A 26,014-nucleotide genomic window follows, 5' to 3' on the forward strand; every position below is an offset into this window, starting at 1 on the left:
TGGCGCTTGCCCTTTTGGGCAGAATACTGGCACTACGGAAAAAGCCCGCAGTTGGCTATATTTTTAAACGAAATAGGAGGATTTCTGTTGAGAAACAAAAAATGCGGCCTTTTTGGGGCCGCATTCTGTTATTGAAAAGGACTTTCCTTAGAAAGGAAGATCGTTGTCCATGTCATCACTGATGAATGAATTGGCCTTGGCTGGCTCTTGTGAGAACGCTGGACGTCCGCCACCGCCGTTTTGGGCTGGGGCAGGGGCACCTGCGTGCTCCACTCTCCAAGCCTGCAAGTTGGTGAAATACATGGTGGTCCCGTTTTTGGTGAACGGCTTGCCGCTCAGGTTAAACGCCACTTTCACTTCATCGCCGGTTTTATAATTGTCTAGAATGTTGCACTTGTCTTGCGTAAGCTGAAACTTAGCGTATTGCGTATAAGAGCCATCCGGAATTTCAAGTACAAATTCACGCTTACGGAATTTTTCGCTCACTTGGGTTTCGTCAAAGATCTCGTGTAATCTTCCTTGAACATCAAAAGACATAGGTGATAAATTTATAAGATTAGTAAAGTAACTCAGTTACAAATATACAAAGATTACAGGGTTAAGATTCCCCTTTGGGTACTTTAATTTACTTGGTTTTAGAAGGCCCAAACGCGCGTTTCAGACCTTTTGCGGTTGTATTTCCGTAAGCCTTACATACTTAAAAACACTGCTCTACTGTATGGAGAATACCTTTGCCCTTGCCCTACACGGTGGTGCCGGCACCATCACCCGCGAACTGCTCACCCCAGAACTGGACAGCGCCTACCGCGCCGCCTTGCAGGATGCCTTAAACGTGGGACACAGACTATTAAACAATGGTGGCACTGCCTTGGAAGCCGTGGAGGCCGTGGTGGTATCATTGGAAGATCATCCCTTGTTCAATGCTGGCAAAGGGTCTGTCTTTAACAAAAGAGGCCGCCATGAAATGGACGCCTCCATCATGTGCGGCAAAACCCTGGCAGCGGGGGCGGTGGCCGGGGTGAGAAACGTCCGGAACCCAGTGCAATTGGCCGGCCAGGTGCTGCGCCACTCAGACCACGTGTTCTTGTGCATGCAGGGCGCCGAGGAGTTTGCCCGCAAGCAAGGCCTAGCCTTTGAACCAGACGAGTATTTCTATACCAAGCAGCGCTATGAGCAATGGCAGCAATTGCGCGACTCTGATGTGTACATGCTGGACCATACAGAAGACCTCAAGGACAAGAAATTTGGCACCGTGGGCGCGGTGGCGCTGGACAAAGCCGGGAATATTGCCGCGGCCACCTCTACGGGCGGCATGACCAACAAAAATTTTAACCGCATAGGCGACACGCCCGTGATTGGGGCCGGTACCTACGCCAACAACAAAACCTGCGCCATCTCCTGCACCGGTCACGGTGAATTCTTTATAAGAGCAGTAGTAGCCTATGACATTTCCTGCCTTGTGGAATACAAAGGCTTAAGCCTCACGCAAGCCGCCGACATTGTGGTGCATGATAAACTGGTGCGCTTGGGCGGTGAAGGTGGATTGATAGGTATTTCCGCTACAGGCGAAATCACCATGCCTTTCAATTCTGAGGGAATGTACCGCGCCTCCTGGGTGAGCGGTAAGGCGCCGGTGGTGGCAATTTACAAAGACTAATCCCACGCGTTTTTGGCCTGATTTCTAGAAAATAGGCCAGAAATGGCTTCTTATCATCCCGGGAAGGGAACATGTGAGAATTTGCGCTCCTTGATGTCATAGAAGTTTCCGTAGGCCAGCACATGGACCAAAAGGTGTTCAATGGACAAAGGGATGCCCGGCGCTGCGTAGGGCGTATTGTTGTGCTTGATGTGGTGGCCGTCTACAATGATGACCAGGTTGGAGCCAATGGTCTCAATGATGTTGCCCTGCCGAATAAGGACGCCCGTGTCTTCGCCTAGGCCAATGCCAATCTTAAAGGGATGGGTGGCTACGGCTTCCATTAACCTGCCAAAGCGGCCCCGCTTTACAAAGTGAGAGTCAAAAATCACGTTTTTCTGGAAGGCCAAGCCATTATCTAGCCGCACTGATCCCTTGAGTAGGGAACTGGGTGAGCTTCCGCCTTTGATCATCACATCAGACATGGCCATGGCGCCCGCGCTGGTACCGGCAATCACAAAGTCCTCTTCGTGCAGGTACCGGTCCAGCATGATCTTATGGAAAGGCGTGCCGCCAAATATATTGGAGAGCCTGGATTGGTCTCCGCCGCTCATCATGACGCCGTTGGCTACTTTAAGCCGTTCCAGGTATTCTGGTTGGTGGGCGTCCTGCTCATCCCGTATGTCCAGAAGCCCCACATTGTGGCATCCCAAGACCATAAACGCCCGCAGGTACAACTCACCCACCTCTTCTGGAATCATAGATGCCGTGGTGATCACCTCAATTCTGGCCTCTGGCCCGCCCATGGTGTCAATGATTTTGCGCAAGATGCCTAACTCAAAGAAATTGAGGTGGAAACGCTTCTTTTTTAGGGGGAAGGTGCCTTTGTCTTCATTGCCGCCTACCGCTATCAAGATGCCTTTAGGGGTTTGGTCTAATGTAATCATGCAGGGTGCTGTGTGCTTCTTTGAGCGCTTATACGCAACAATTGGATCAAAGAAGAACATATGGGCAAAGGATTTTTAAACCGCTTTTTCTCAGAAAGTCTTTAACCCCGGGGGGAGGGCGTCGTATAGAATTAGTACTGGTTAAAATTCACTTATTAAATACTTTAGCTATGAAATTAACATCCTTAAGTGATCTGTTCATCCATCAATTAAAAGACTTGTTCAACGCAGAGCAGCAGCTTTTAAAGGCCATGCCAGACATGTTGGACAAGGCCTCCAATACCAACCTTAAAACTGCCATCAGTTCCCACATGAAGGAGACTGAGATGCAGATTACCAGACTACAGCAGTGCTTTAAAATCTTAGGCGTAGACGGAAACGGTGAGAAGTGCAAAGCCATGGAAGGCCTTTTAAGAGAGGCCAAAGAGTTCATGGAACATGAGGCAGACGCCGAAGTAATGGATGCCGGGCTGATTGCCTGCGCCCAGCGCGTAGAGCACTATGAGATAGCCGGCTACGGTACTGCCTGTACCTACGCCAAGTTCTTAGGACACACAGACGTATTGAACCTTCTGCAAGAGATCTTAGGCGAAGAGAAAAAAGCCGATGAAAAACTGACCTTCATTGCAGAAACAGCAGTAAACAACAGGGCAGAGAACCATTAATAGAATCTCTATTTAGATAAGAAAGGCCGACTGGGATTCACTAGCCGGCCTTTTTATTGCGGTTTCTATTGAATTATACACCCACCATTTCATCAAAGGTGCTGGTGGCCACCGCATGGTAGTTGGGTCTAGCTTTTTTGTAGAGCGCCTTGGCTCTTTGCTTGCCGTCAGGCTGGGCTAACAGGGCTTTGTACAAAGGTACCAAAAACTTGCGCCGACCCACATGGGTTAGAAACTCCTCTAGTCGGGCATTGGCCGGTGTATAGTTATGGGTGATGGCATGTTGCAACCATACCGCCACAATCTCTGAATTGCCTGATTGGGTGAACGTAAAGGCTTGGTCCAGTTCCTCCATTTTAGCCAAGGTCAGGGATTTAGATAAGCCCCTTAGAAAGTAGAGCCATTCGTGCGTGCTCCAGTGGTTGGTTTCCAGTTCTGAGGGGGGTGTGCCGGCTTCCCACTTTTGCAGTTGCTCTTTCACCTGATCAAACTTGCGGGCGTGCGGTGGTTCAATGCCTGCGGGTATGCCAGGTTCATACACCCAAGCGTTCGCATTGATTTGCTCACGTAGGGCGGCATCTCCATTTATGAGCTCTTTTTCCAGAATCTCCAGAAAACGAGTAGTATCCATGGACTGGAATTTATAGGTGTTGAAGTAGGCTTTTACAAACTGGTCAAACCGTTCTTGTCCTACCAGTTTCTCAATGTGCCGCAGAAAGTAATTCCCCTTCTCATAGGCAATCTCGGTGAGCCCTTCGTCTGGGTCACTTCCTTGTAAATCTAGTTTTAGGCAAGTGTCTTTGGGGGTTGAGGCCAGATCATCTGTTAAAGCGTGCTGCAAGTCTTGGTAGCCCAGGGTGTGCAGCATCTCTGAATAGTCATGGCCGTAGAGCGCCTCCATGATGCGGCGTTCAAAGTAGACGGTAAAGCCTTCGTTCAACCAGAAGTCATTCCAGGTGGCGTTGGTGACCAGGTTCCCTGACCAGGAGTGGGCAAGTTCATGCGCAATGAGACTAGTGAGCGAGCGGTCCTTGGTAATGATGGTAGGCGTGGCAAAAGTCAATTTAGGGTTTTCCATACCGCCAAACGGGAAGCTAGGCGGTAGCACCAGCAAGTCATACCGGCCCCAGAGGTAAGGACCGTAAAGTGCTTCGGCGGCTTCCAGCATTTTCTCTGTATCAGCAAACTCATAGGTGGCATCCTGGATGGTTTCTGGCTCAGCATAAACTCCGCACCGCTTGCCCACTGGCCTAAACTCTAGGTTACCCACCGCCAATGACAACAGATAAGAAGGAATTGGCTGGTCCATCTTGAAAAAGTATTCGCCTTGGGCGCTCTTCTCTTGGGGGTTATCAGCGCTCATCAAGGGTAAGAGATGAGCAGGCACCTTGACTTTTGCAGTGTACGTGAACCGCACGCCCGGGCTGTCTTGGCACGGAAGCCAGGTGCGCGCCAGTATGGCCTGTGACTGCGTGAACAAAAAGGGATGGTGCTTGCCAGCCGTCTGCTCAGGTGTCAGCCACTGCAATGCGGCGGCTTGTGGCTTGGTTTCAAAGGCAATGGTAACAGTCCTAGTTTTCTTTTGCAAGGGAATGCGCAACGCCTGCCCCAGGTACTTGACTGGCGCCGAAAGCGTGAACTCCTGCTCTGAGGGGTCATCGTCTAGCTTTACAGAATGGATGGTCAGGTCTCTTATATCCAAGACAATCTCCAGGCTGTGGTTGGTCTGTTCTATTCTGTAAATACCATTCCCAGAGATCTGTTTCTTGTCAAAATCTACCACCAAGTCCCAGTCCACGTGTTTGATGATGGCTTGTTGAGGCCTGGCAAAGCTGTGAGGGTCTTGGGAAAGGGCAACCGTTGCAGAAGATTCTTGCGTCATAGTACTTTGGATTGTAGTGGTGGCTGCCAGAGCGGGTGAATGGATATCATGCTCCTGGCTTGTAATACATACTAAGTGATTCGGGTAAGGTTTCTTGCCTTGGCCAAGAGCAAGGTAAACACTGGTTGCCATAGGTAGAAGCCCCACAATATATAAGATTGCTAATTATATTTTTTGTCCAATTTAGAACTTGTTCGGTTTCCTAACTTTTTAGCCGTGGGTTTAGTATAAGGAGCACATTCTAAACAAGATGAAAGCTCCTATGAAGTTTCCGAATATGTATTTCCGGCTCTTGCTATGCCTTGTGGTCGGGATTCTTGTGTTTAGCGCCTGCGCTAAGTCAAATGATAAAAAATCACAATCCAAGACCCAGACAGCCGCTCCCTTGCCACAGCAGACAGACAGCGTGTTTGTGACCAAGTACACTTTAAGCCAGCCAGCCTTTAAAGAACACCTTCCTTTAATGAAGCTATTCTACCGCGAAAGAGGGTACAAGTTTGCCTGGTTTAAAAACGGCGAGTTGATTCCGCAGGCAGGCAAGTTGCAAGAGGTCTTGAAAGGCGCCCACGCCGAAGGCTTGAACCCCCGCGACTACCAAGTGGTGGACATGGCTAGCCTGTTCAAAAACCTTGAGACCGCCAAAGATGATTCTGCCAAGCACAAGATCCAGCAGGAGATTGACGTGGCCTTAACGGGTACCTACTTTAACTATGCCTCAGACTTCTACAGAGGAACCGTGAACCCCAAGAACATGGACAACATAGAGTGGGAGGTAAAGAAAAACAAAATCAAGCTGCACAAAGCCTTACAGACCATTTTGAAGGAGCGTGACAGCCGGTATCCATATTATGAGTTTGAAGCCTTGCACACAGGCTACATCCGGTTACGCGATGCCTTGAAGAACTACCGTGCCATTAAACAACAAGGAGGATGGCCTAGAATTGAATTAGCCAAGCCAATTAAGCCCGGCGATTCTGCTCAAGCCGTAGTGGCCCTGCGCCAACGCCTGCTGGGTAAAACCGCTGCTGCGGTAGCCAACGCCAACACCTATGACCAAAACCTAGCCACCGCCGTGAAGAAGTTTCAGGTGAACCACGGCTTAAAACCAGATGGCGTAGTAGGCGGCGAGACGCTTAAGAAACTGAACGTGACCATTGATGAGCGCATTGACCAGATCATCATCAACATGGAACGCTGGCGCTGGGTACCCAAGCGTTTTGAAGACAAGTACGTCTTCGTGAACATTCCTGAGTACGTGATGCATGTGATGGAAAAGGACAAGGAAGTCTTGACCATGAAAGTGGTGGTAGGGAAGGAATTGAACGCCACCCCGGTGTTCAGTGACAAACTGGAGTACATTGTGTTCTACCCATATTGGAACATCACGCCAGACATTCTAGCCGAAGAGATTGCCCCAGCCCAAGCCAAAAACCCGAACTATCTTGCCAAAAACGATATGGAGGTGGTCAAGGACTTAGGCAACAACAAAGTAGAGGTGCTTTCTCCTTCTTCAGTAGACTGGTATTCCATTGACAACAAAGCTAAGATTAGAGTGCGCCAGAGACCAGGCAAGAAGAACCCGCTGGGCTACGTGAAGTTTATCTTCCCTAATGAGCACAACGTCTATCTGCATGACACACCCGCCGACCATTTGTTCAACCAAACAGAGCGCGGATTCAGCCACGGTTGTGTGCGTATTGAGAAGCCGTTTGAATTTGCCCAATACCTACTAAAGGATCAGAAGAAATGGACACCTTCTGCCATTCAAGCGGCCATGCACGGCGGTGAAGAGAAATACGTGAATCTATCTGCTAAAGTACCTGTGTATATGGTGTATTTTACGGCTTGGGTAGATGACGCCGGTGAGGTTCATTTTAGAGATGACGTCTACGGTCATGACCGCGATTTAGAGATGGCCTATTTTAGATAATAGGTGCTGTAGAGATTGAAGAAGTAATTGCCTAATTAATGTTGAAGAGCCGGACTAATTGCCTGTAAAAAGGCAGCTAGTTCGGCTCTTTTTTTATGGCCGTGACATTGGGGATAAGGGTAAAATACAAAACCACTTTAGAGGGTAATTGGCTGAGTAATCATATTTAATAGTTTGGTTCTTTCTGGAGCAAGAAAATGACTAGTCATGCTTGGGTTTTATGAGAGGCGGTTTCAGTTTTTTGAGTTAAGACATTTTAGAGGTTTGCATGAGACTGAAAGTTTGAAATGTTCTATACCCTTTAGGGGTGACAAATTGACTTGCATAGCTTTTGAAGACATGTGCGTGTACTAAATCCCTTTGAGCTTCTTTTACTGACTCTAGTTTCTTGCAAGATTTTATCTATGTGTGCCAGAAGGCTTAAATCTTAGAGTTTACAAATGTAAAACAATTGTAAACTCTTTTGTAAATTGTAAACAGTGTTCAAAACTCCATGTAGTGTTTGATGATCGGTGGTTGCTTAAGGTAATAATAATAAGATAGTTGGAGCGGTTATCGTGAGTTAAGCTTCAATAGGTCATCCACAATCGGCTTTGTCTGCTGTAAAGCCATTGGTTTACAAATTGCAAATTGGACGGCGGACACGCTTTATTTTAAACTGAACTTCTGTGACAGATCTGTTGCCTAGAATAAAAGAGTTACTGACCTGGGCCGGCGAAGGTCCTGCTGGCTTCGCGGATGCGATTGGCTTGCCCCGCCCTGTGATGAGCCACATCTTGGCTGGCCGCAACAAGCCAAGTCTAGAAGTAGTGCAAAAAATAATAGCGCGCTTTCCAGAGGTGCAAGCCCAGTGGTTGCTGCTTGGTGCCGGCGAAATGCTAACGTCTTTGGATAGTGACTCTCGAGGAAAATTTGGAGAGACTAACGCTAAGGTTGGAGAGTATTCAGATGAGCCTCCTTTGCATACTGAACAAAATGCAAATCCTGCTGTAGAGAAAGTCCATTCTTCTTCACCTGTCAATACGCTTTCTAATTATACGAAAAAGAAAGTAAAACAGGTATTGCTTATGTATGAAGACGGCACCTTTGAAAGCTTCTACCCTCAGTCTTAATTGGTAGGGTAACACATTCAGAATAGGAGTGATTGCTTCTTACGAATAAGGGAAAATGCTTTTTTAAGAGTAATGTTTTCTTTACCTAAGTAGCAGTGCCGGTTTCTTTTTCTGTGGGGGGATGTTGCAAAACAGGGCATTTCATATCTCCTATAGCCGCTCTCCAAACGGTTGTTCTTGCCAATTCTTCTAGATGATATTCTAAAACCGTTTTCAGCCTGTTTTCCAGAAAATAGGCTGAAAACGAATCTATGCTCACTACCTTTTTTATGAGCTGTGAATTCTAATATCAATAGGGAATTTGGGTGATTCGCCTTTGGGTGCCAAGCTAAGCTGTAAGTTTCTCTTTACTCAATAGCTTGTCAATCAGGGCCATCAGGTGTTAGATTATATAGTGGAACAACTATGTTGTGTGGATAAATGCTAACTATGTTAGTAAGTTTGTGTATAAATAGCTCTCATATATTTAGCTTTTATATATTTATCTCTCGTATTTGCTAACATAATTAGTTTTTTAGAGGCTATGAACCTTAGCTTATATCCAGATGAATATGGTGGTAGCAGACAATAGAATCATTGCGCACTTAGACTTAGATACGTTTTTTGTTTCGGTGGAGCGCTTGCGTAACGCGCAGCTCAAAGAGAAGCCCGTCATCATTGGCGGCATGTCAGATAGAGGCGTGGTGGCCAGCTGTAGTTATGAGACGCGGTTTTACGGGGTGCACGCCGGCATGCCTATGCGAATGGCCAAGCAGCTTTGCTCTGAGGCCATCATCCTGCGCGGCGACATGGAAGCCTACAGCAAGTACTCCAATGATGTGACCAGCGTCATTGCCAGCCAGGCCCCGGTCTATGAGAAGGCGTCCATTGATGAGCATTACTTGGATGTGAGCGGCATGGACAAGTTCTTCGGGACGTGGCAGTGGACCAATGAACTGCGTCAGACCATCATGAAGGAGACGGGACTGCCTATCTCGTTCGGGTTATCGGTGAACAAAACGGTTTCCAAAATTGCCACGGGGCAGGCCAAGCCCAACGGTGCACTACAGGTGGGTAAAGACGAGATTAAACCGTTTTTGGCGCCGCTGTCCATCAAGAAAATTCCGGGGGTGGGGCAGAAGAACTACCAGCTGTTGCGCAACATGGGCATTCCCACTATTGAGGTGCTCACCATGGTGCCTGTGAAGATGATGCAGAAGGTGCTGGGCAAGGAGGGCGTGCACATCTGGGAGAAGGCCAACGGTATTGACCGCGCGCCCGTGGTTCCATACACCGAGCAGAAGTCCATCAGCACGGAAAAAACCTTCGGGACTGACACCACCGACATAGAGTTTTTGAACAACCTATTAGTCTCCATGACCGAAGGCTTAGCCTTTGACCTGCGCGCGCAGGGCAAGCTGGCCGGTTGCATCACGGTCAAAATTCGCTACGCCAACTTTGACACCCATACCCAGCAGGTATCCATCCCTTACAACGCCTCAGACCATATTCTCATTAGAAGAGCCAAAGAGCTGTTCCAGAAACTCTACAACCGCCGCCTGCTCATTCGGTTGCTGGGCGTGCGGTTGAGTAATCTGGTGCAGGGTTTTCAGCAGATAGACCTCTTTGAAGACACCACCCAGCACGCCAGCCTCTACCAAGCCATGGACAAAATTAGGTTTCGCTACGGCGGCGAAGCAGTCAAGCGGGCTGTGGGGATTTAAGTAGGGTAAGAAATTGGCCATACCTGACTGCCAACTTAGCCCAATCAATTCAATCTCTCAACCATTCAATCCTCACTTGTCATCCTGAAAGGACCTTGTGGGCCCGCTAGAAAGACTGAACCTAAAAGCTAATTATCGTTTTTGACCTCTTTTCCAGAAAGCAGCCGAAAAACGTTCATAGCTCTTCCACAAGTTTTTTACCATTTGCCAAGCCAAGCAAGTTGAATGCTTAAAGCAGGGAAGGAAAGAAGAGCGTTTTGACTTACTTCTCAGAAAGTAGGCTAAAAGCACATGGCTCATAGCCGCCGACTTTCTGGCTGGCCCACAAGGTCCTTTCAGGATGACAAGTGAGGGGAAAGGCAGTTCACTTATCCAATCACAGTTTTTGATTCATCATAATCACCAGCATCCACCAGTCTTGCGTCTCCTAAAACATGCTAGCTTTCGTCCATTCCTATTATAGCCTGCGGTACGGCACCTTGTCGCCAGAGGAACTGGTGACCGAGGCCAAGGCGAACGGCTATACGGCTTTGGCCTTGACGGACATCAACTCCACCTCGGGGGTGTTTCCGTTTGTGCAGGCGTGCGTGGCGCAGGGGATTGAGCCGGTGGTGGGCATTGAGTTCAGAGTGGGCAATTGCTGGGTGTACACGGGCATTGCCCAGAACCAGGAAGGATTCAGGGAGTTGAACGAGTTTCTGAGTGGCTATCTGATCCAGCATCAAGCAGTGCCCGAGGTGCCACCAGCTTTTTCGCAGGCGTTGATTATTTATCCGTTTGCCCGGGCCAAAGAATTCCAACACACGCTGCGCGAGAATGAGTATGTGGGCGTACGGCCGGCCGAGATAAACCAGCTGCTTTTCTCAGACCTCCGCAGGAAGAATAATGTGCGACTCATGCTCTACCCACTCTTCACCTGCAAAAGCCAGGAGGGCGAAGCCTTGCACCGGCACCTGCGGGCCATCGACCACAACATCCTGCTCAGCCAACTTGAACCTAGCCACGGACTTGCCCAGGAGCCCTGCTTCCAAACGGTACATCATCTCCAAAAGCAGGTAAGCCACTATCCGGAGTTGCTCAACTACAATCAGCAACTGGCAAAGGAGGCGGGTTTTGCCTTTGACTTTAAAAAGCGCCGCAACAAGCTCTACTTCACCACCTGCGCCCAGGAGGACATCGTGCTTCTGAAGAAACTGGCCCTGGACGGCGCCACCCGGCGCTATGGGGCTGGTAATAAAGTGGCCAGACAGCGGGTCTTACATGAACTGGACATTATTGAAAAGCTGGAGTTTGGCGCGTATTTTCTCATCACCGAAGACGTCATCAGCTACGCCAAAAAGCGCAATTTCTACCACATTGGGCGGGGAAGCGGGGCTAACAGCGTGGTGGCCTATTGCCTGGGCATCACGGATGTGGACCCCATTGAGCTGGATTTGTACTTTGAGCGCTTCCTCAACCCCAAACGCACAAGTCCGCCCGACTTTGACATTGACTTCAGTTGGGATGAGCGAGACGAGGTCTTGGATTACATCTTCAAGCGCTACGGCCGGGAGCATACCGCTTTGATGGGGGCCATGGTCACCTTTCAGCAGAGCTCCATCCTGCGTGAGCTGGGCAAAGTCTACGGCCTGCCCAAAACTGAGCTGGACGCGCTGGTAGAGCAGCCGCAGGCGCCCAGCAACGCCAATCATCTCACCAAGGAGATTTTCCGGTACGGCCAGCTGCTGACAGACTTCCCCAATGTGCGCTCCATCCACGCGGGTGGCGTGCTTATCTCTGAGGACTCCATCTACAACTACACCGCCCTGGATATGCCGCCCAAAGGCCTGCCCACCGCGCAATGGGACATGTATGTGGCAGAGAGCATCGGGTTTGAGAAGCTGGACATCCTGAGCCAGCGCGGCATTGGGCACATTAAAGAGTGCGTGCAGTTGGTGCACAAGAACCAGGGCATTAAGGTAGACGCGCATGAGGTGGCTAAGTTCAAGCAGGACGAAAAGGTGAAGGAGCAGCTCCGGTCCGGGGATACCATCGGGTGCTTTTACATTGAGAGTCCGGCCATGCGGGGCCTGCTCAAGAAGCTGCGGTGTGACCATTACCTGTCCCTGGTGGCGGCCAGTTCCATCATTCGGCCGGGGGTGGCCAAGAGTGGTATGATGAAGGCCTACATTGAGCGCTTCCACCACCCCGAGAAAATTCAGCACCTGCACCCCGTCATGGCCGAACAGCTGGGCGAGACCTATGGCGTGATGGTCTACCAGGAGGACGTGCTTAAGGTCTGCCATCATTTTGCCGGCTTGGACCTGGCCGACGCCGATGTGCTGCGCCGGGGCATGAGCGGCAAGTACCGGTCCAAAGCCGAGTTCCAGAAACTGGTAGACAAGTTCTTTGACAATTGCCGGGCCAAAGGCTATCCAGAGCATATCACCAAAGAGGTCTGGCGGCAGGTGGAGTCCTTTGCGGGCTACTCGTTTTCCAAGGCGCACTCGGCGTCGTTTGCCGTGGAGAGTTACCAGAGCCTTTTCCTGAAGACGTATTACCCGCTGGAATTCATGGTGGCCGTCATCAACAACTTCGGGGGCTTTTACCGGACGTGGGTGTACGTGCAGCAGACCCAGAAAGCGGGCGGCACCCTGCACTTGCCCTGCGTGAACCAAAGCACCTATTATACATCCCTTTCGGGCACCAATGTCTTTTTAGGGCTGGTGCACGTGCAGAACCTGGAGCAGAAAGTGGCTTATAAGATTGTAGCGGAGCGCGAAGAGAACGGGCCTTACACTTGTCTGGAGGAGTTCATTCATCGTACGCAGATTTCCTTGGAACAACTCTTGGTGCTCATCAGGATTCAGGCGTTACGGTTTACCAACAAAGGCAAGAAGAACCTGCTCTGGGAGGCGCACCTGCAGCTGGGGCACAAAGTGAAAGCTACTACGTCTGAGTTGCTATTCCAGACGCCGGCCAAGACCTTCACGCTGCCCACGCTCACGCACACGGTGGCGGAAGACGTCTATGATGAGATGGAGTTGCTGGGCTTCCCGGTGACCTGCACCTACTTTGATTTGCTGCAAACCGAGGAGCGCGGTGATGTGCCGGCCAAGGACTTACGAGCTTTTGTAGGGCAGAAGGTCCGCATGATAGGCGTGCTGGTAGCCACCAAATACGTGCGCACCGTGCGCGGCGACATTATGCAGTTTGGCACCTTCCTGGACGCCGCCGGCGATTTCTTTGACACCGTTCATTTTCCGCAGAGCCTCAAAACCTGGCCGTTTAAAGGCAACGGCGTGTACCTGCTACTAGGTAAAGTGGTGGAGGAATTTGATTTCCCTAGTATGGAAGTGGAAAAGATGGCGAAGCTTCCGTTTCAGAAGGACCCGCGGTATTAAAGGGTACGCAGTTGAAAGAGAGGCTGGGTGCGAAGCCTTCGGAAACTCAATAGGCTACATGAAAGCTGTTACTCAGTGCCGTACAAAGCAAAGAAGTTGTTCTCTGCTTCAACGGTCCCAATGAGAATGATTTCTCCGCCGGGTGGCAAAATCACCGTTGGTTCTGGGTTAATGTGCAACGCATCCCCATCCCTGACGGCAATGACCGTACAACCCGTTTCCTGCCTGATGGAAGAATCAGCAATGGAACGCCCTGCCAAGGGTTGAGGTACGGTTACCTGCAGCAAGTCCAGCCCTTCGGCCACCATTAGAATGTCACTGCGCTTGAGTAGGTTAAAGATGGTGTTACTGCCCATGGCGGCATAGGACATGACAAAGTCTGCGCCGGCCCGGTGCATGGTGGGCAGGTTGCGTTGCAGGGTAGAACGGGTAATGATCTGCATGTCTTTGCGCAGCCTGCGGCAATAGATGGTGAGGTACACGTTCACGTCATCATCATGGGTGGTAATGATCACGCAAGACGTCTCATTGATGCCAGCCGCCTGCAAGACCTCTATGTCTGCCGCGTTCCCCATGATGTAATGAGGCGTGGGTTTTATGCGGCTAGGGTCCTTTTCTACAATTCGGTAATCAAGGCCCCGCGCAGCCAAGGCCCGGCCCGTGGCTCTCCCCACGCGGCCCCCGCCAATGATGATGATAGGGTTGCTTTCATTGACGGGGTTGGCGTAGTGCTGATTGAAGGCCTCAATCTGTTCTTTTGAGCCAGCCAGCACCAACACCATGTTCTCGGTGATGACGGTCTCTGGTTGGGCGGCGTTGAATTTGCCCCTTTCCCAGATGCCCACAATGTTCACTCCAATGCGCTCCCGCAACTGCGTTTCTTTGATGGTCTGGCCAGACAGCGAGGAGTTGGTCACGGTGGCCTCGGCAATCTGCAGTTCCTTGAACTCCCCAATGACCAAGGCAGAGGCGCCGCCACCACTGGCCCGTCTGGAGAAAAAAGAGCCCATGATGTCACTTAACTGCAGCACGTGGTTACTGCCGGCCAATTCTAATATATCAACAGACACCTGGTAACTGCAGGTAGAGATGACGGGCACCTCGCTGCTGATTTCGCGCACCGTAAAGGACACGTTGGTGTTGACCTCATCTGATGAAGTGGTGGCTACCAGCGCCGCCTGCTTTACGCGCACCCGTTCATAGGTGTCAGGGTCATCCAGGTCGCCTAACATCACATTAAACCCGAGTCCGTGCAAGCGCAGCCCTTCTGTGATATCTGGCACCAACACCACGTAGGTATGGCCAAACTGCTCCAGCTTTTTGATGAGTGCCTCCGTGACGGGGTCAAGCTTCGTCAAGACTATGTGCCCAGAGATGGTGGGAGGCAGCTCGCGCGGCACCTGGGCGTTTTCGCGGGCCTTCATCCAAGGAGCGTAAAAAAAATTGATGAAGATAAACGGGAAAAGGATAAGCAGCAGGACCATGCCTGAGCTAAGGACTAGAATAGAGAAAAGCCGGCCCATGTCACTATGGAACGTGATATCGCCAAAGCCCAGCGTGGACATGACCGTGAGGGTCCAGTACAGTCCGGTAATCCAAGAGAAAGTGCGGTCCTCCCGCAGCATGATCAGATGAAAAAAGAACGTGAACACCACCGTCAAAGCCACCAGAAACAAGGAGAACTTGAGCAACAGCTGCAGGTTGCGGCGCTCTGGCCGGTTCTTGAGGATGGCAAGCAGTTGGGAGGGCAGAAACTTCATAGCTATTTGCCTATACGAGAAAGACTTGTTTGGTTATGAGCGCCCGAAATAGAAATCCGTTTTTGGCCTGTTTTAAAGAAAACAGGCCAAAAACGGATTTCTAAAGCTTGGACACGTGGAGCCTACACCTTTACGGTTTTCCATTTGCCGCGCTTGAACAGGTAAATGCTCACCAAGGTAATAAAGGTCTCTGCTACCGGTATGGCAATAAAGACACCCAAGGGACCCAGCCCGAATGTCTTTGCCAACAGATAAGCTAAAGGAATCTGAAAGGCCCAAAAACCGCCCAGGTTCACCCAGGTGGGCGTCCAGGTGTCGCCGGCGCCGTTGAAGGTATTGATGAGTACCATCCCTATGCCATAGAAGATGTAGCCCACGCTCATGATCCTAATGGCTTGGATGGCCACCGCCTGTACTTGTGCGTCATTGGTGAAGAAAGCCACGAAATACCCGGCGCCCACTAAGCTGATCATCGTCACAAAGGCCATGAAAATGACATTGTATTTGACGGTTTTCCAGACGGCCTGCTCGGCGCGGTCAATCTGCTTAGCCCCCAGATTCTGGCCTACCAGCGTGGCGGCGGCGTTGCTTAGGCCCCAGGCGGGCAGAATGAAGAACATAAGCAGGCGCAAGGCCGTCTGGTACCCGGCAGAGCCGTGGTCACCGCCGGTGGTAGCCACCAACTGCGCCAAAAAAATCCAGCTGCAGGAGGCAATCACAAATTGCAAAACCGCCGGCGAGGCAATCTGGACCAAGGCTTTTATCTGAACCATATCCGGCACGAAGTGCGCCAGCCGCACCTGCAAGGCACCGTTACCTTTAATGAGGTGATACACTTGGTACGCCACGCCCAGTCCGCGGCCCAGCGTTGTGGCCATGGCCGCACCCGTCAATCCATAGGCCGGGATAGGCCCGAAACCGTTGATGAAAATAGGGCAGAGGATAATATTTGCCAAGTTGGCCACCCACAGACTTTTCATGGCAATGGCCGCGTTGCCGGCTCCCCTAAAGATACCGTTGATCAAAAACAGCAACATAATGAACAAGCTGCTTCCCATCATGAGCTGCATAAAGGGCGTTCCCACGCGAGCCACTTCGGCAGAGGCGCCCATCAGTAGGAGAATCTTAGTCGCGAATACTACGCCCAGCACGCTCAGCGCCAAGGTTATCACGCTGGCGATTAAGATGGCCTGCATGCCGGCCTTGGTAGCGGCTTCGGGGTCTTTCTCGCCAATGCGGCGGGCCACCACGGCGGTGGCGGCCATGCTAATCCCAATGGCCAGGGAGTAGATGACAGTCAGGACAGATTCAGTGAGCCCCACGGTCTGGATGGCGTAGGAACTGTTGTGCAGGTGCCCCACAAAATAGAGGTCCACCAGCGCGAAGACAGATTCCATGATCATCTCCAGCATCATGGGTATGGCCAACAGCACCACTGACCGCCGGATGCTGCCCACGGTGTAGTCCAGCTCTTCGCCGTTCAGAGATTGTTTTATAATAGAAATGAAAGCAGTCAGCTTTGCTTGAGCAGAACCCATTTGTAATAGAATAAGAAATTCAGGATAAGACAATGTCATGCTGCAAAGTTTCTAGAAGTGAAACCGCAGATGCAAGAGATAAGGAAGAGGACGTGCCCTGTTATTGGAAGCGGGCAGCTACTACAATCATGTGCGTACGCTTAGCTGACTGCAAGTATATATAAATTTTAGGAGAGGGAACAGGAAGGATTAATCTTTTTATGGGCACGTTACCTTAGAGAAGCGTTGGCGTGCACACCGTTTTTGGCCCGTTTTCCAGCAAACACCCCAAAAACGAGTGTTGGGGGTTAAGGCCCATAGCTTCTGCCGCCCAGTTTCAGTTGAGTTCAAAAACTGGTGAAAGGGCAGTTGTTACATATTATATTTGCCTAAAACCGCCTGGCGTCTCTTGCCTCTAAAAACAGCGTTCCAACACATGAAATCCCTAACCTCCTCCCTCCAGCATTTTGTGGTGCAGAAAGGGCGGCTTTCCAACAAAGAAGCCATCCACGCCATAGTGGGAGGGAGGGTGCTGGTGAACGGGCGGAAGGGGACCTTGCAGCAGCCATTGGCGGCTACAGAGGAGGTAACCTTAGACGGACAGGTTTTGAAAGCCCCACAGAAGTTTATCTACCTGGCTTACTACAAGCCGCGCGGGGTTGAATCTACGTTAAACCTACAAATCCCGAACAACCTGCAACAAGCTCTGGGATTGGAAGAACGCGTGTTTCCCATAGGGCGCCTGGACAAAGAGTCTGAAGGCCTCATGCTACTCACCAACGACGGACAACTCTACAACCGCATAGCCAACGCTGATAGCCACCAAGAAAAAGAGTACGTGGTAACGGTAGACAAGCCCTTAACGCCAGAGGCTCTTGCACAACTGGCGGCTGGCGTGGTAATTATGGGCCAAATGACAAGACCAGCCCAAGTACAGCAGATGGGTGATATGTCTTTTTCTATTGTTTTAACCCAAGGCCTTAACCGCCAAATCAGGCGCATGTGCTATAAGTTGGGATATGAAGTAGAGCGGTTAGTACGAGTGCGGATGGTGCGCTTGGAGTTGGGAGATCTGAAACCAGGAGAGTGGCAGGAACTGGGAGAGAAAGGTTTGAGCAATCTCTTAAGTTATATTTCTTAGTAGTATATAGAGGAATTTATCAGCTTCTTGTAAATACTAAGCGCGGCAAAATGATCCGGAACTCCTTGTTTTCTTCTTGGCAGTACCATACTACAATATGGGCTACCTCTGCTGAATTGAAAATGTACCCTTGGTGCTTAACAAGCCTTAAGCGTTCTTTAAATTTGTTTGAGAATTTCACTACGAATTGTCCGTCAAGTGAAAGTCCCTCTTCTATTTGTTCATTGCCAATTAGTGCATTACCAGAGCGCACTTTCTTTACAGCTTTTTGGGTATCTAAATTCCGGAAGTAACTCAGAAACACGTCAGACATTCCCAATTCTAATTGAATAACATTTAAAGCAGGATAGATAGTAGAATCTGTGGCTATCTTCAAGTTCTGAACTGGGAACTGGTTAAAGTAGGTCTGATCTGTGTGGACGTGTAACGTTTTCTTAGCTCTAGTAATAGCTACATAAACTACCCTCTTTCTGGCTTCAGTGGTTAATTTAAAATTCTTAAGAAGTAAATACACATGATCAAATTCTTTTCCTTTGGCTTTGTGCATGGTTGATACCAATACTTTGTTACTGTCAGGGAAAAGATAATCCTCAGCCTTTGCTTCATGTAGATATGCTGTCCAGTCAGACCAATACCGCCGCTTGCCACTTGCTCTTTCAAAGACATTAATTACTTCTAGTGCAAGAGCCATATTAGCAGAGGTTGCAAACTCTTGTGCTACCTTTTTCTTATTTGCCAGCCAGGAATCATCAGTGATAAAACCTATTTCCTTTGAAATATCATGATAGATATAATGACTGAAAATTTTGAGCTCTAATAACTGGCAAAGCGAGTACCCATCTTGTGCTAACACTAACTTGGCTGGTATTTGGTGTTGCCTTAGAAGGCTTTGCACTAAAAGTGCTTCTTCATTAGTATGCGTCAATACGGCAGTAGTACCTGATAAATCCTGGTTTAAAAGATCCTGTACTAGAGGGAGTACCAAGTCAGATTCTGGATGATGATTAATAATAACCAGTTGACCTAATTGAGTTTGTTGGGGCAATAGAGGCATGCCCGCCTTTAATCTTTCAGAAGCAAACAAGGACAAAAACTGATTTGAAAATTCTACCAGGTTTGCATGTGCTCTATAATTTTTGCTAAGAAAATAAGATTTGGCTTCTCTGTCTCTTTGGAAGCTGCGCATGAAAGCGACAGAGGATCCTCTAAATTCATAGATGTTCTGGTCATCATCCCCTACAACAATCACCCGTACCTCCCCAGCTACCTCAATTAACGTCTTTAAAAAGTCGTATTCCTGTTGGCTTATATCCTGGTACTCATCTACTACAATTACGCTTTTACTTTTTATCCTGTCTGAGGCTATTTCATCCTGCTGTAAGGCCAGCGTAGCCTGCTGTATAATACTGTCAGATTTCTCTAAATCACCTATTCTTCCTAATAACTGGAATGCTAAACCATGATATGTAAATATATCAACATAGTGTCCTGCCGTACCTATTAACCCGTGTAGTCTTTCTTTAAATTCCATAGCAGCAGGCCTGGAAAAGGTGAGCATTAAGAATTGGTCGGCCTTAATGTCCTCCATCATCAACAAGGCCGCCACCTTATGTACTAGCACTCTTGTTTTCCCGCTTCCTGGTCCAGCGCCTATTAATATATTAGGGCTGGTTTTATCTTTTACCACTGCTAATTGCTCTTCAGATAAAGCCCCAAATATCTCTTTGAACTTCTTGTCGGTGATGGGTCTCCTTAATTTTCCTCTTTGTCCCTGAAAATGCTTTTGTATAAATTGTTCATAGGGCATTTGGAAGTAATCATCCACAAACTTTAGAGCTTCAACATGTTGATGCAATTGTTTGCGGGCATATTCGCCCATAATATGGATTTGCTCAGTTTTCTTCTCGTAGTGCCGTTCTAACTTGGCATAATCTTCCTTAGTGTACTGCTTTTTAGGGTTTTCTTCTACTTTAACAATGGTCATAGGATTGTAAAGCACAAATAGGCCGCCTTCCAATTTTATAGCACAAATGAAGTGCAAGTAAAGTAATACCCGTTCATATTCAATTAGCTCTGCATTTAATTGAAAAAGGCCGTTTCGCAAACTCTGCTGCATCTCCACCATAGAAAAAGCCAAAGCTGCTTCCTCTCTTTTTTGCTTACTAGCAATCAGAGCATTGTTTTGGTCAAGTAGCCAGCGGACCACGCCATTGGCTAAATCCTTTCTATGTCTTAAATCTTGTCTAATTTTTTCACGGTTCACTTTAAAAGTGATGCGATAAAATAAAGTTTGTGCTTCTAGCCGTTCCTTCTGGATGTAGTGTTGGTGCTGCCAAAAGTTTAGAAGGTTCTTTATAATCTCTATAGAGCTTACATCGCAGCCATGCTGCAATAAATGCTCATTAATTTCGCGCAGGTGAATTTGTATAACAGCAGGAGAATCTTCTGTAGGTAGTAATGCATTCAACAAGGCATACTCTACTTGAGTACTCTGCTTAAAGCAACGCTCCGTATTTTTATTGCTTCTAGTAGGGTTAATTAAAGCTGTTAAGTCTTTAGTGTCACCTAAAAGTCCTAAGTCTTTAAAATGTAATAGGATACGTACTACTATATAATGATCAATACCCAAATCATCAGAGAGTTGGTCAGCATGGGTTGCGTCACGCGATATTAGGTATTGAAAGATACGAACGGCGTATTCCTCCTCTTTGCCGGGGAACCTGTAAAGATTATCTCTTATAACTTTATTGGCGGCCTCTACATTTTTGACCAAAATACTGTTGGCAAAAATGCGGGGAGAGTTCATCTCCCTACGTAGATAACCTACATCTTCCAAGGCTGCTATGGCGGCTTTTACTTGGGTTTCCAAGTATTGGTTGTCGGTTTCCCAACCCGCACTTTTAGCTATCTCTAGTGCAGATTTAGAGAATTGTTTGCGCTTGAAATCTTTTACCGCCTTCCAAATCTGGCCTACTTCTTTTTGTGTGATTTTGGTTTGATTGAGTAGGTTGAAATGGGCATTTAAATCCTCTTCATCAAAGAGTAAATGGCAGTGTGCCTCCAAATCTGGCTTACGGCCGGCCCTTCCTGCTTCTTGTAGATAGTTTTCCAGAGAATCAGAAATATCATAATGCACCACCATCTTTACATTCTCTTTGTCTACGCCCATCCCAAAGGCGGAGGTAGCCACAATGATGTTCATATGCCCGTGCATAAACGCGTCTTGCGTCCTTATCTTCTCATCTACCTCCATTTGCCCATGATAGGCCGCGGCTCTAAACCCAGAGTTCTTTAGGGCCTCAGCTACCTTCACAGCGGTTTTGGTACGACTTACATAGACTATAGAAGGTTCTTCTACTGTTTGCAGTAGATTCTGGAGTTTCTGCAACTTAATGTCTGGACTACTGGAAGGAGTGGCAAAATAGCTGAGGTTTTTACGGGTGGCTGAAGTCTGATAAATGTTTAAATGAATGCCTGCTTTTTGTTCAAAGTAATTTTGAATGTCTTGGATTACTTCTGGTTTAGCAGTTGCCGTAAAACAGGATACTGGAATAGGGGAGGGCAATTTCTTTGCTGCGGCAAGTTCTGTCAGAAACCTGCCAATGTATAAGTAATCTACCCTAAAGTCTTGGCCCCACGCTGAAAAGCAATGGGCTTCATCTATCACAAAACGGTCTATTAGTCTACCTTTCAGTAACGTCAAAATAGTCTTTGACCGTAAAGACTCAGGGGCTATATATAACAATTGGGCGCCTCCTTCTCTCACCTTAGCAATAGTTTCAGCCCTTTCCAGCGGTGAAAGCAAGCCATTAATAAACACCGCATTGGTGATATCAAACCGGTGGCTTAGAACATCTACCTGGTCTTTCATGAGCGCTTGTAACGGTGATATGATCACCGTTAACCCACGCGTTGCTTCGCCCCGCATTAAGGCTGGTAATTGAAACGTAAGGGATTTACCACCACCGGTAGGAAAAATAGCCAACAAAGACTCTCCTTTCAAAGAGGCTTCTACTACCTGTTGCTGCAGGGGTATTTCTTCAGATTCGCTGAACTTCCTAAAGCCAGGGTACCCAAAGTACCGCTTTAACCCAGCCTGTGGTGTGTTATGCTTAGCACAGTACGCACAATCATCTTTATGGCAGGAAGTGCCTCTTAGCTGGTTAAGTAGTAATGGTAAATCTGGGTATTGGTGTAATAACCAGGGCGGTATGATGGAACTTGTATCGGGGGCTTTTAATAAGGATAGTACATAAGCTAACTGTACTGGCTTCTCTAAAATCAATGAATACAAGTCTGCATGTGTACAGACACCTTCATTAAAGTAAACAGAAATTTCTTCACTTAGCTGCAGGAAATCAGGTGCCCGAGGTACATTGCCAAACAAGAGTTTAAAAAAACCACTGAATTTTCCGTCATGTTGTAACAAACCTTGTAAAATGTACTGCATGGAGCCATCCATTTGCAGCCAAGCCTGCAGGCAATCTTCCAACACTTCTTTAGCAAGTCCAGAATCATAGACTGGATTGTTGAATTCTGCTCTGTCTAAACGGTAGTCTTTTATTAATCTATGATATGGTTTGTTAGGAAAGAATAGGGGAGATAGTTGAAGAGTGTCAATACTGTTTTTTTGTAAAAACGAGTCTGCTATGCCAGCATTTTTTAAATACACCAAATCATGCAAAAGAATATTATGACCACACAAATAGGTGGCCTCTTTGCAGAAAACATCTAACTCATGAATAGAAGTGCCATGCCAAGTCTTTTTCTGGTACAATGCCCCAATACTACTAATCTTATTTCTAGGCTGGGATATTTCTAAATCAAAGAAGGCAACCGCATGTAAAGCCTGAATATGAGGATCATCCATTTAATCTACCTAAGCACTAAATATACTTTTTCTTATAAAATATCAAAAATATTAGCCTATATAAATATTCTCTTACGCCACCTCAAACGCCCACACCTTATACCGTTCCTCTGCCTGCTCCAGAATCTCATCCAAAATCTCCTGCAGGTCTGCCTTTACTTTGAACCGCTGTACCTTTTTCACGGCTAGCTGCAGCTGGGCCTTGGTGTCATCTTTCTTATACCAGTCTGGTTGGGCCGCGCTTTTCTTAACCCCAGCCAGTATCTTTTTCACCAGCTCTTTAATGAGGTCAAAGTCCTGCACGGCGTTCTGCAGAAGGTAGTTCCAGGTGGCTTCCCTGGGCAGGCGGTACACGTTCTTGACTCTGGTACTCCAGCTCGTCTTCCAGCACCTCACTCTGCTGGTGGGCTTCTATGTTGTAATACTCAGAAGCGGGTTCCAGAAAAGATAATTGAATCTCCTGTTTGCGTATCTCAAAGCGCTCAGAGAGGTGCTTCACAAACAGCAGGGAGAGGACGTAATTTTGTACTGGTTCTCGGCCACGGCGCCGCGTAGCTCGTTGGCTACGTCCCAGAGTTCTTCCATTCGGTTTAAAGACCGTTTAGGCCTTTATATCTTGAAAATAGAATATGTAAGCGTTTTTGGCCTTATTTCTGGAAAATAGACCAAAAACGCCGAACCTTTGAAGCATAAAAAAGAGGCTCCCTAGAAAGGCAGCCTCTTTTTTTATGGAGTGCGGTACTAATTAGTTAAACTGCTCCGTAACGTATTTTACCAGGTTCTCATCAGACATGTGGTTAGACGTGCTTTCTTTGGCTTCTGCGTTTTTGAACTGTGGCTGGTCTGCCAGAAAATGAATGAACTGCTCTTGCGTGATGCCAGTACCGGTCACATGCACAGCCTCAGCATTCTGCATAAACGCTGCTATCTCCTTGAAGAATTTTTGTTGCAATCCTTGCTCGGCATTATTGCCGGCGTTCTCATTGGAGTTGCTGCCTTGGCCATCGTTTTTGGCATGGCCTAGCACCACAAAATCACCAGTGTCTACTTCTTTTCTTCCTACTATGGTGGCTTGACTTGAGTCTAACCATACACCGAATTGCTTATTGTTTTTTACTGACATCATCTTTTGTTTTAAATGTATTAGGTACACCAGGGGGCCAGCAAATGGTGAAGATCCCCTGTTGTGTTTATTAATATGAATTGAGTGAAATCACTGTACTGAAATTTTATGCAATTTCTGCTGGAATGGCTGCCGGTTTATATGCGCCTTCAAACTCCTGAGCCACCACGTCTTCATTGCTTAGCCAATAGGCTGAGGTAAGTAGAGAATAGGTGTGAATGCCAGTGCTCTGCAAGTCCCAGACTATGCACTCAGCATCTGAGAAAGGCACCGTGCCCGCCATCTGCTCGCTAAACAGACGTTTAATCAGGTTGCTTTCAGACAGGCCTTGGCTCAATAAGCACAAAGCGCCCTCTTTAGAGAGCACAGCGTCCTGGGCAGGTTCCTGGGGTATGGCCGTGAAATGGAGGAGCGTGGCTTTGGCGTTCGGGAATTTGCCATTGAAGGCCTTGTACAGCAACTGGTTAATGTGAAACAAGGGAGCGTGCAGGCAAATATCAGGGTACTCTTCTGAAATTTTATCCAACAGCATGTCATTGGATATCTGCTGAATCTGCCCTTCGTTTAAGTGGTCTGCCAGCTTATAGTCTAACACCAGCGCCGCCGCCTCATTCGGTTCAAAATCTGTGATGGCCATAGCCAACAGGTCTGCCAAAGATTCTGGACTAGCCGATGCGGCATCTGGGAAATTGAATTTTTCTAAAAGTTGAATGTAGTCTTGGGAGGTCCAATATTCCGCCACTTCTTCTATTGTGGAAGCACTGGCAATAGTGAGGGTATACTTCATAAAATGATTTAAACAATGCGGTGGTTTGAAAAACAGGAGCTAGGGCTAAATCTTAAAGACAGGCTGAAAACCGCAATAATTTGGAAAAGAAAGAATCCGTGTCTGCCAAATAGACGATGAAATGCGTAAAGCTAGTCTTATAACGCAAAGGTGGTGCGCTGGCCAGGTGTGGTATGTAGTAGTAGAACGGCTTGGGATGGGGAAGGTTAGAAAAGAATCTGTAAATCAAGAAGTTCCTTTAAGGATGATGACTATTTTTATGTTACGATTAGTGCTTCGTTCAGCCCTGTTTTTTGTATTGGAATATTTAATAAAAGCCTTTAGACCCTTGAGAAATTGAAACTCTAACATAAGGCAGCCTCCCAATAAGGAAAGATTAGGGTAATTGGAAAACTGTGAATAGGTGTCTGGCCAACATGATTGAATTAAGGTGACAATGTCATATAAGGAAATAAGTGCTCTAGCTTTGTAAATATCAACTTATTTTGAAGCCTAAGAATAGAAACTCAGCAAAAAGATTATGCTAGAACGCCAGGTGTACCGTATGCCCAAAGCCGGTTCCATTGACCATTTGACCTTGCAAACCGAACCGCTGAGCCCGCCGCAACCAGATCAGGTCTGCGTGCAGGTACACGCCGTTGGCCTCAATTTCGCCGATGTCTTTGCCATGCAGGGGTTGTATAGCGCCACCCCCGAAGGTTCCTTTATCCCGGGTTTGGAGTTTTCGGGCGAAATAATAGCCGTGGGCAAGGCCGTGACCACCTGCCAAGTGGGAGACCGGGTGATGGGCGTGACCAGGTTTGGAGGCTATGTGTCTCATATCAATATTAACTTCAAATACGTGATTCCTTTACCTAGGGAGTGGAGCTTTGAGCAGGGTGCGGGGTTTCTGGTGCAGGGCCTGACCGCCTATTACGCTCTTAAGGAACTGGGGAATCTACAAAAAGGTATGACCGTGCTCATTCACAGCGCGGCGGGCGGTGTGGGCATTCTGGCTAACCGAATCTGCAAAAAACTGGAGGCCTACACCATCGGAACCGTGGGCCAGGCCAATAAAGTAGATTTCCTTAAGAAAGAAGAGGCATATGACCAAGTGATTCTGCGGGGTAAAGATTTTGAGGCGCAACTACAAAAAGCCTTGGGAGAAAAGCCGCTCAACCTCATCATGGAATGCATTGGAGGCGAAGTGCTGTCCCAGGGATGGAAGGTTCTTGCGCCCATGGGCCGTATGGTAGTTTATGGCAACGCTAGTTTCTCCAGCCACAGTTCTAAGCCCAACTATCCAAAGCTCATTTGGAAGTTCTTGCAACGTCCCAAGATAGACCCGTTGCGCCTGCCCACCGAAAACAAATCCCTAATGGGCTTCAACCTTATTTACCTCTATGAGCAAACCCAATTGATGCACCAACTCCTAGGGGAACTACAAGCCTTGAACCTCGCGCCCCAGCACATAGGCCATACTTTCCCGCATCAGCAGATTCTAGAAGCCATCCATCTTTTCCAGCGCGGAAAAACAGTAGGGAAGGTGGTGGTAACATGGTAAATATGTCTAAACCAT

General features: G+C 48.1%; 18 protein-coding genes. 8 read left to right on the forward strand and 10 right to left on the reverse strand.

Features of this window, described 5'->3' with window-relative positions; genetic code table 11:
* Positions 1-147: 147 nt before the first annotated feature.
* Positions 148-537, reverse strand: coding sequence for a DUF3127 domain-containing protein (locus TH61_RS14315; protein ID WP_066510770.1), 390 nt, complete (start codon positions 535-537; stop codon positions 148-150).
* Between the two features lie 181 nt (positions 538-718).
* Between TH61_RS14315 and TH61_RS14320 the strand changes: the two genes are divergently transcribed.
* On the forward strand, positions 719-1,657 hold the full coding sequence (locus TH61_RS14320) for an isoaspartyl peptidase/L-asparaginase family protein (protein ID WP_066510772.1): 939 nt from the start codon (positions 719-721) through the stop codon (positions 1,655-1,657).
* A 53-nt stretch (positions 1,658-1,710) separates the two neighbouring features.
* Here the strand turns inward: TH61_RS14320 and TH61_RS14325 are convergent, their stop codons facing one another.
* Positions 1,711-2,583 (reverse strand): cyanophycinase, encoded by an 873-nt coding sequence (locus tag TH61_RS14325; RefSeq protein ID WP_066512898.1) that lies wholly within the window; start codon positions 2,581-2,583, stop codon positions 1,711-1,713.
* Positions 2,584-2,753: 170 nt separating this feature from the next.
* Between TH61_RS14325 and TH61_RS14330 the strand changes: the two genes are divergently transcribed.
* Positions 2,754-3,248, forward strand: a complete 495-nt coding sequence (locus tag TH61_RS14330; RefSeq protein ID WP_066510774.1) for a ferritin-like domain-containing protein — start codon at positions 2,754-2,756, stop codon at positions 3,246-3,248.
* 73 nt (positions 3,249-3,321) lie between these two features.
* Here TH61_RS14330 and TH61_RS14335 read toward each other — a convergent pair whose 3' ends face one another.
* Positions 3,322-5,130, reverse strand: a complete 1,809-nt coding sequence (locus tag TH61_RS14335) for a M1 family metallopeptidase (protein WP_066510777.1) — start codon at positions 5,128-5,130, stop codon at positions 3,322-3,324.
* Positions 5,131-5,392: 262 nt separating this feature from the next.
* On the opposite strand from TH61_RS14335, the gene TH61_RS14340 reads away from it, so the two are divergent.
* The 4 genes from TH61_RS14340 (at position 5,393) to TH61_RS14355 (ending at position 13,258) form a co-directional block, all read left to right on the forward strand.
* Positions 5,393-7,060 carry a murein L,D-transpeptidase gene (locus tag TH61_RS14340; RefSeq protein ID WP_197464044.1) on the forward strand — a complete coding sequence of 556 codons (1,668 nt, stop codon included), beginning with the start codon at positions 5,393-5,395 and terminating at the stop codon, positions 7,058-7,060.
* Between the two features lie 668 nt (positions 7,061-7,728).
* Entirely contained in the window at positions 7,729-8,172 is a 444-nt protein-coding gene (locus tag TH61_RS14345) for a helix-turn-helix transcriptional regulator (protein ID WP_066510781.1), read from the forward strand.
* 545 nt (positions 8,173-8,717) lie between these two features.
* Complete coding sequence (dinB, locus tag TH61_RS14350; RefSeq protein WP_066510782.1) at positions 8,718-9,875, forward strand: DNA polymerase IV; 1,158 nt, start codon at positions 8,718-8,720, stop codon at positions 9,873-9,875.
* Between the two features lie 434 nt (positions 9,876-10,309).
* Positions 10,310-13,258: a DNA polymerase III subunit alpha gene (locus TH61_RS14355; protein ID WP_066510787.1), complete on the forward strand. Its 2,949-nt coding sequence runs from the start codon at positions 10,310-10,312 to the stop codon at positions 13,256-13,258.
* Positions 13,259-13,326: 68 nt separating this feature from the next.
* On the opposite strand, the gene TH61_RS14360 is transcribed toward TH61_RS14355, so the two are convergent.
* Positions 13,327-15,018: a TrkA family potassium uptake protein gene (locus TH61_RS14360; protein WP_066510789.1), complete on the reverse strand. Its 1,692-nt coding sequence runs from the start codon at positions 15,016-15,018 to the stop codon at positions 13,327-13,329.
* Between the two features lie 122 nt (positions 15,019-15,140).
* Positions 15,141-16,556 carry an MATE family efflux transporter gene (locus TH61_RS14365; protein ID WP_082780389.1) on the reverse strand — a complete coding sequence of 472 codons (1,416 nt, stop codon included), beginning with the start codon at positions 16,554-16,556 and terminating at the stop codon, positions 15,141-15,143.
* Positions 16,557-16,971: 415 nt separating this feature from the next.
* On the opposite strand from TH61_RS14365, the gene TH61_RS14370 reads away from it, so the two are divergent.
* On the forward strand, positions 16,972-17,676 hold the full coding sequence (locus TH61_RS14370; RefSeq protein ID WP_066510796.1) for a pseudouridine synthase: 705 nt from the start codon (positions 16,972-16,974) through the stop codon (positions 17,674-17,676).
* A gap of 19 nt (positions 17,677-17,695) precedes the next feature.
* Here TH61_RS14370 and TH61_RS14375 read toward each other — a convergent pair whose 3' ends face one another.
* The 5 genes from TH61_RS14375 to TH61_RS14395 all read right to left on the reverse strand — a co-directional run bounded on the left by TH61_RS14375 (position 17,696) and on the right by TH61_RS14395 (position 24,456).
* Positions 17,696-22,546, reverse strand: coding sequence for a RecQ family ATP-dependent DNA helicase (locus tag TH61_RS14375; RefSeq protein WP_066510798.1), 4,851 nt, complete (start codon positions 22,544-22,546; stop codon positions 17,696-17,698).
* Between the two features lie 72 nt (positions 22,547-22,618).
* The gene (locus tag TH61_RS18255; protein ID WP_231862233.1) at positions 22,619-22,900 is read right to left on the reverse strand and encodes a type I restriction enzyme endonuclease domain-containing protein; all 282 of its coding nucleotides are present in this window, start codon (positions 22,898-22,900) and stop codon (positions 22,619-22,621) included.
* A complete protein-coding gene (locus tag TH61_RS18380) occupies positions 22,836-23,045 on the reverse strand; it encodes a hypothetical protein (RefSeq protein WP_066510803.1) in 210 nt (69 codons plus the stop codon). The genes TH61_RS18255 and TH61_RS18380 overlap by 65 nt, the downstream gene beginning before the upstream one ends.
* A gap of 246 nt (positions 23,046-23,291) precedes the next feature.
* Complete coding sequence (locus tag TH61_RS14390; protein ID WP_231862234.1) at positions 23,292-23,672, reverse strand: hypothetical protein; 381 nt, start codon at positions 23,670-23,672, stop codon at positions 23,292-23,294.
* Between the two features lie 103 nt (positions 23,673-23,775).
* Positions 23,776-24,456: a hypothetical protein gene (locus tag TH61_RS14395; protein WP_066510808.1), complete on the reverse strand. Its 681-nt coding sequence runs from the start codon at positions 24,454-24,456 to the stop codon at positions 23,776-23,778.
* 520 nt (positions 24,457-24,976) lie between these two features.
* On the opposite strand from TH61_RS14395, the gene TH61_RS14400 reads away from it, so the two are divergent.
* The gene (locus TH61_RS14400) at positions 24,977-25,999 is read left to right on the forward strand and encodes a medium chain dehydrogenase/reductase family protein (RefSeq protein ID WP_066510810.1); all 1,023 of its coding nucleotides are present in this window, start codon (positions 24,977-24,979) and stop codon (positions 25,997-25,999) included.
* Positions 26,000-26,014 lie beyond the last annotated feature (15 nt).

Origin of the sequence: Rufibacter sp. DG15C (assembly GCF_001577755.1) — a bacterium.
GTDB lineage: Bacteria > Bacteroidota > Bacteroidia > Cytophagales > Hymenobacteraceae > Nibribacter.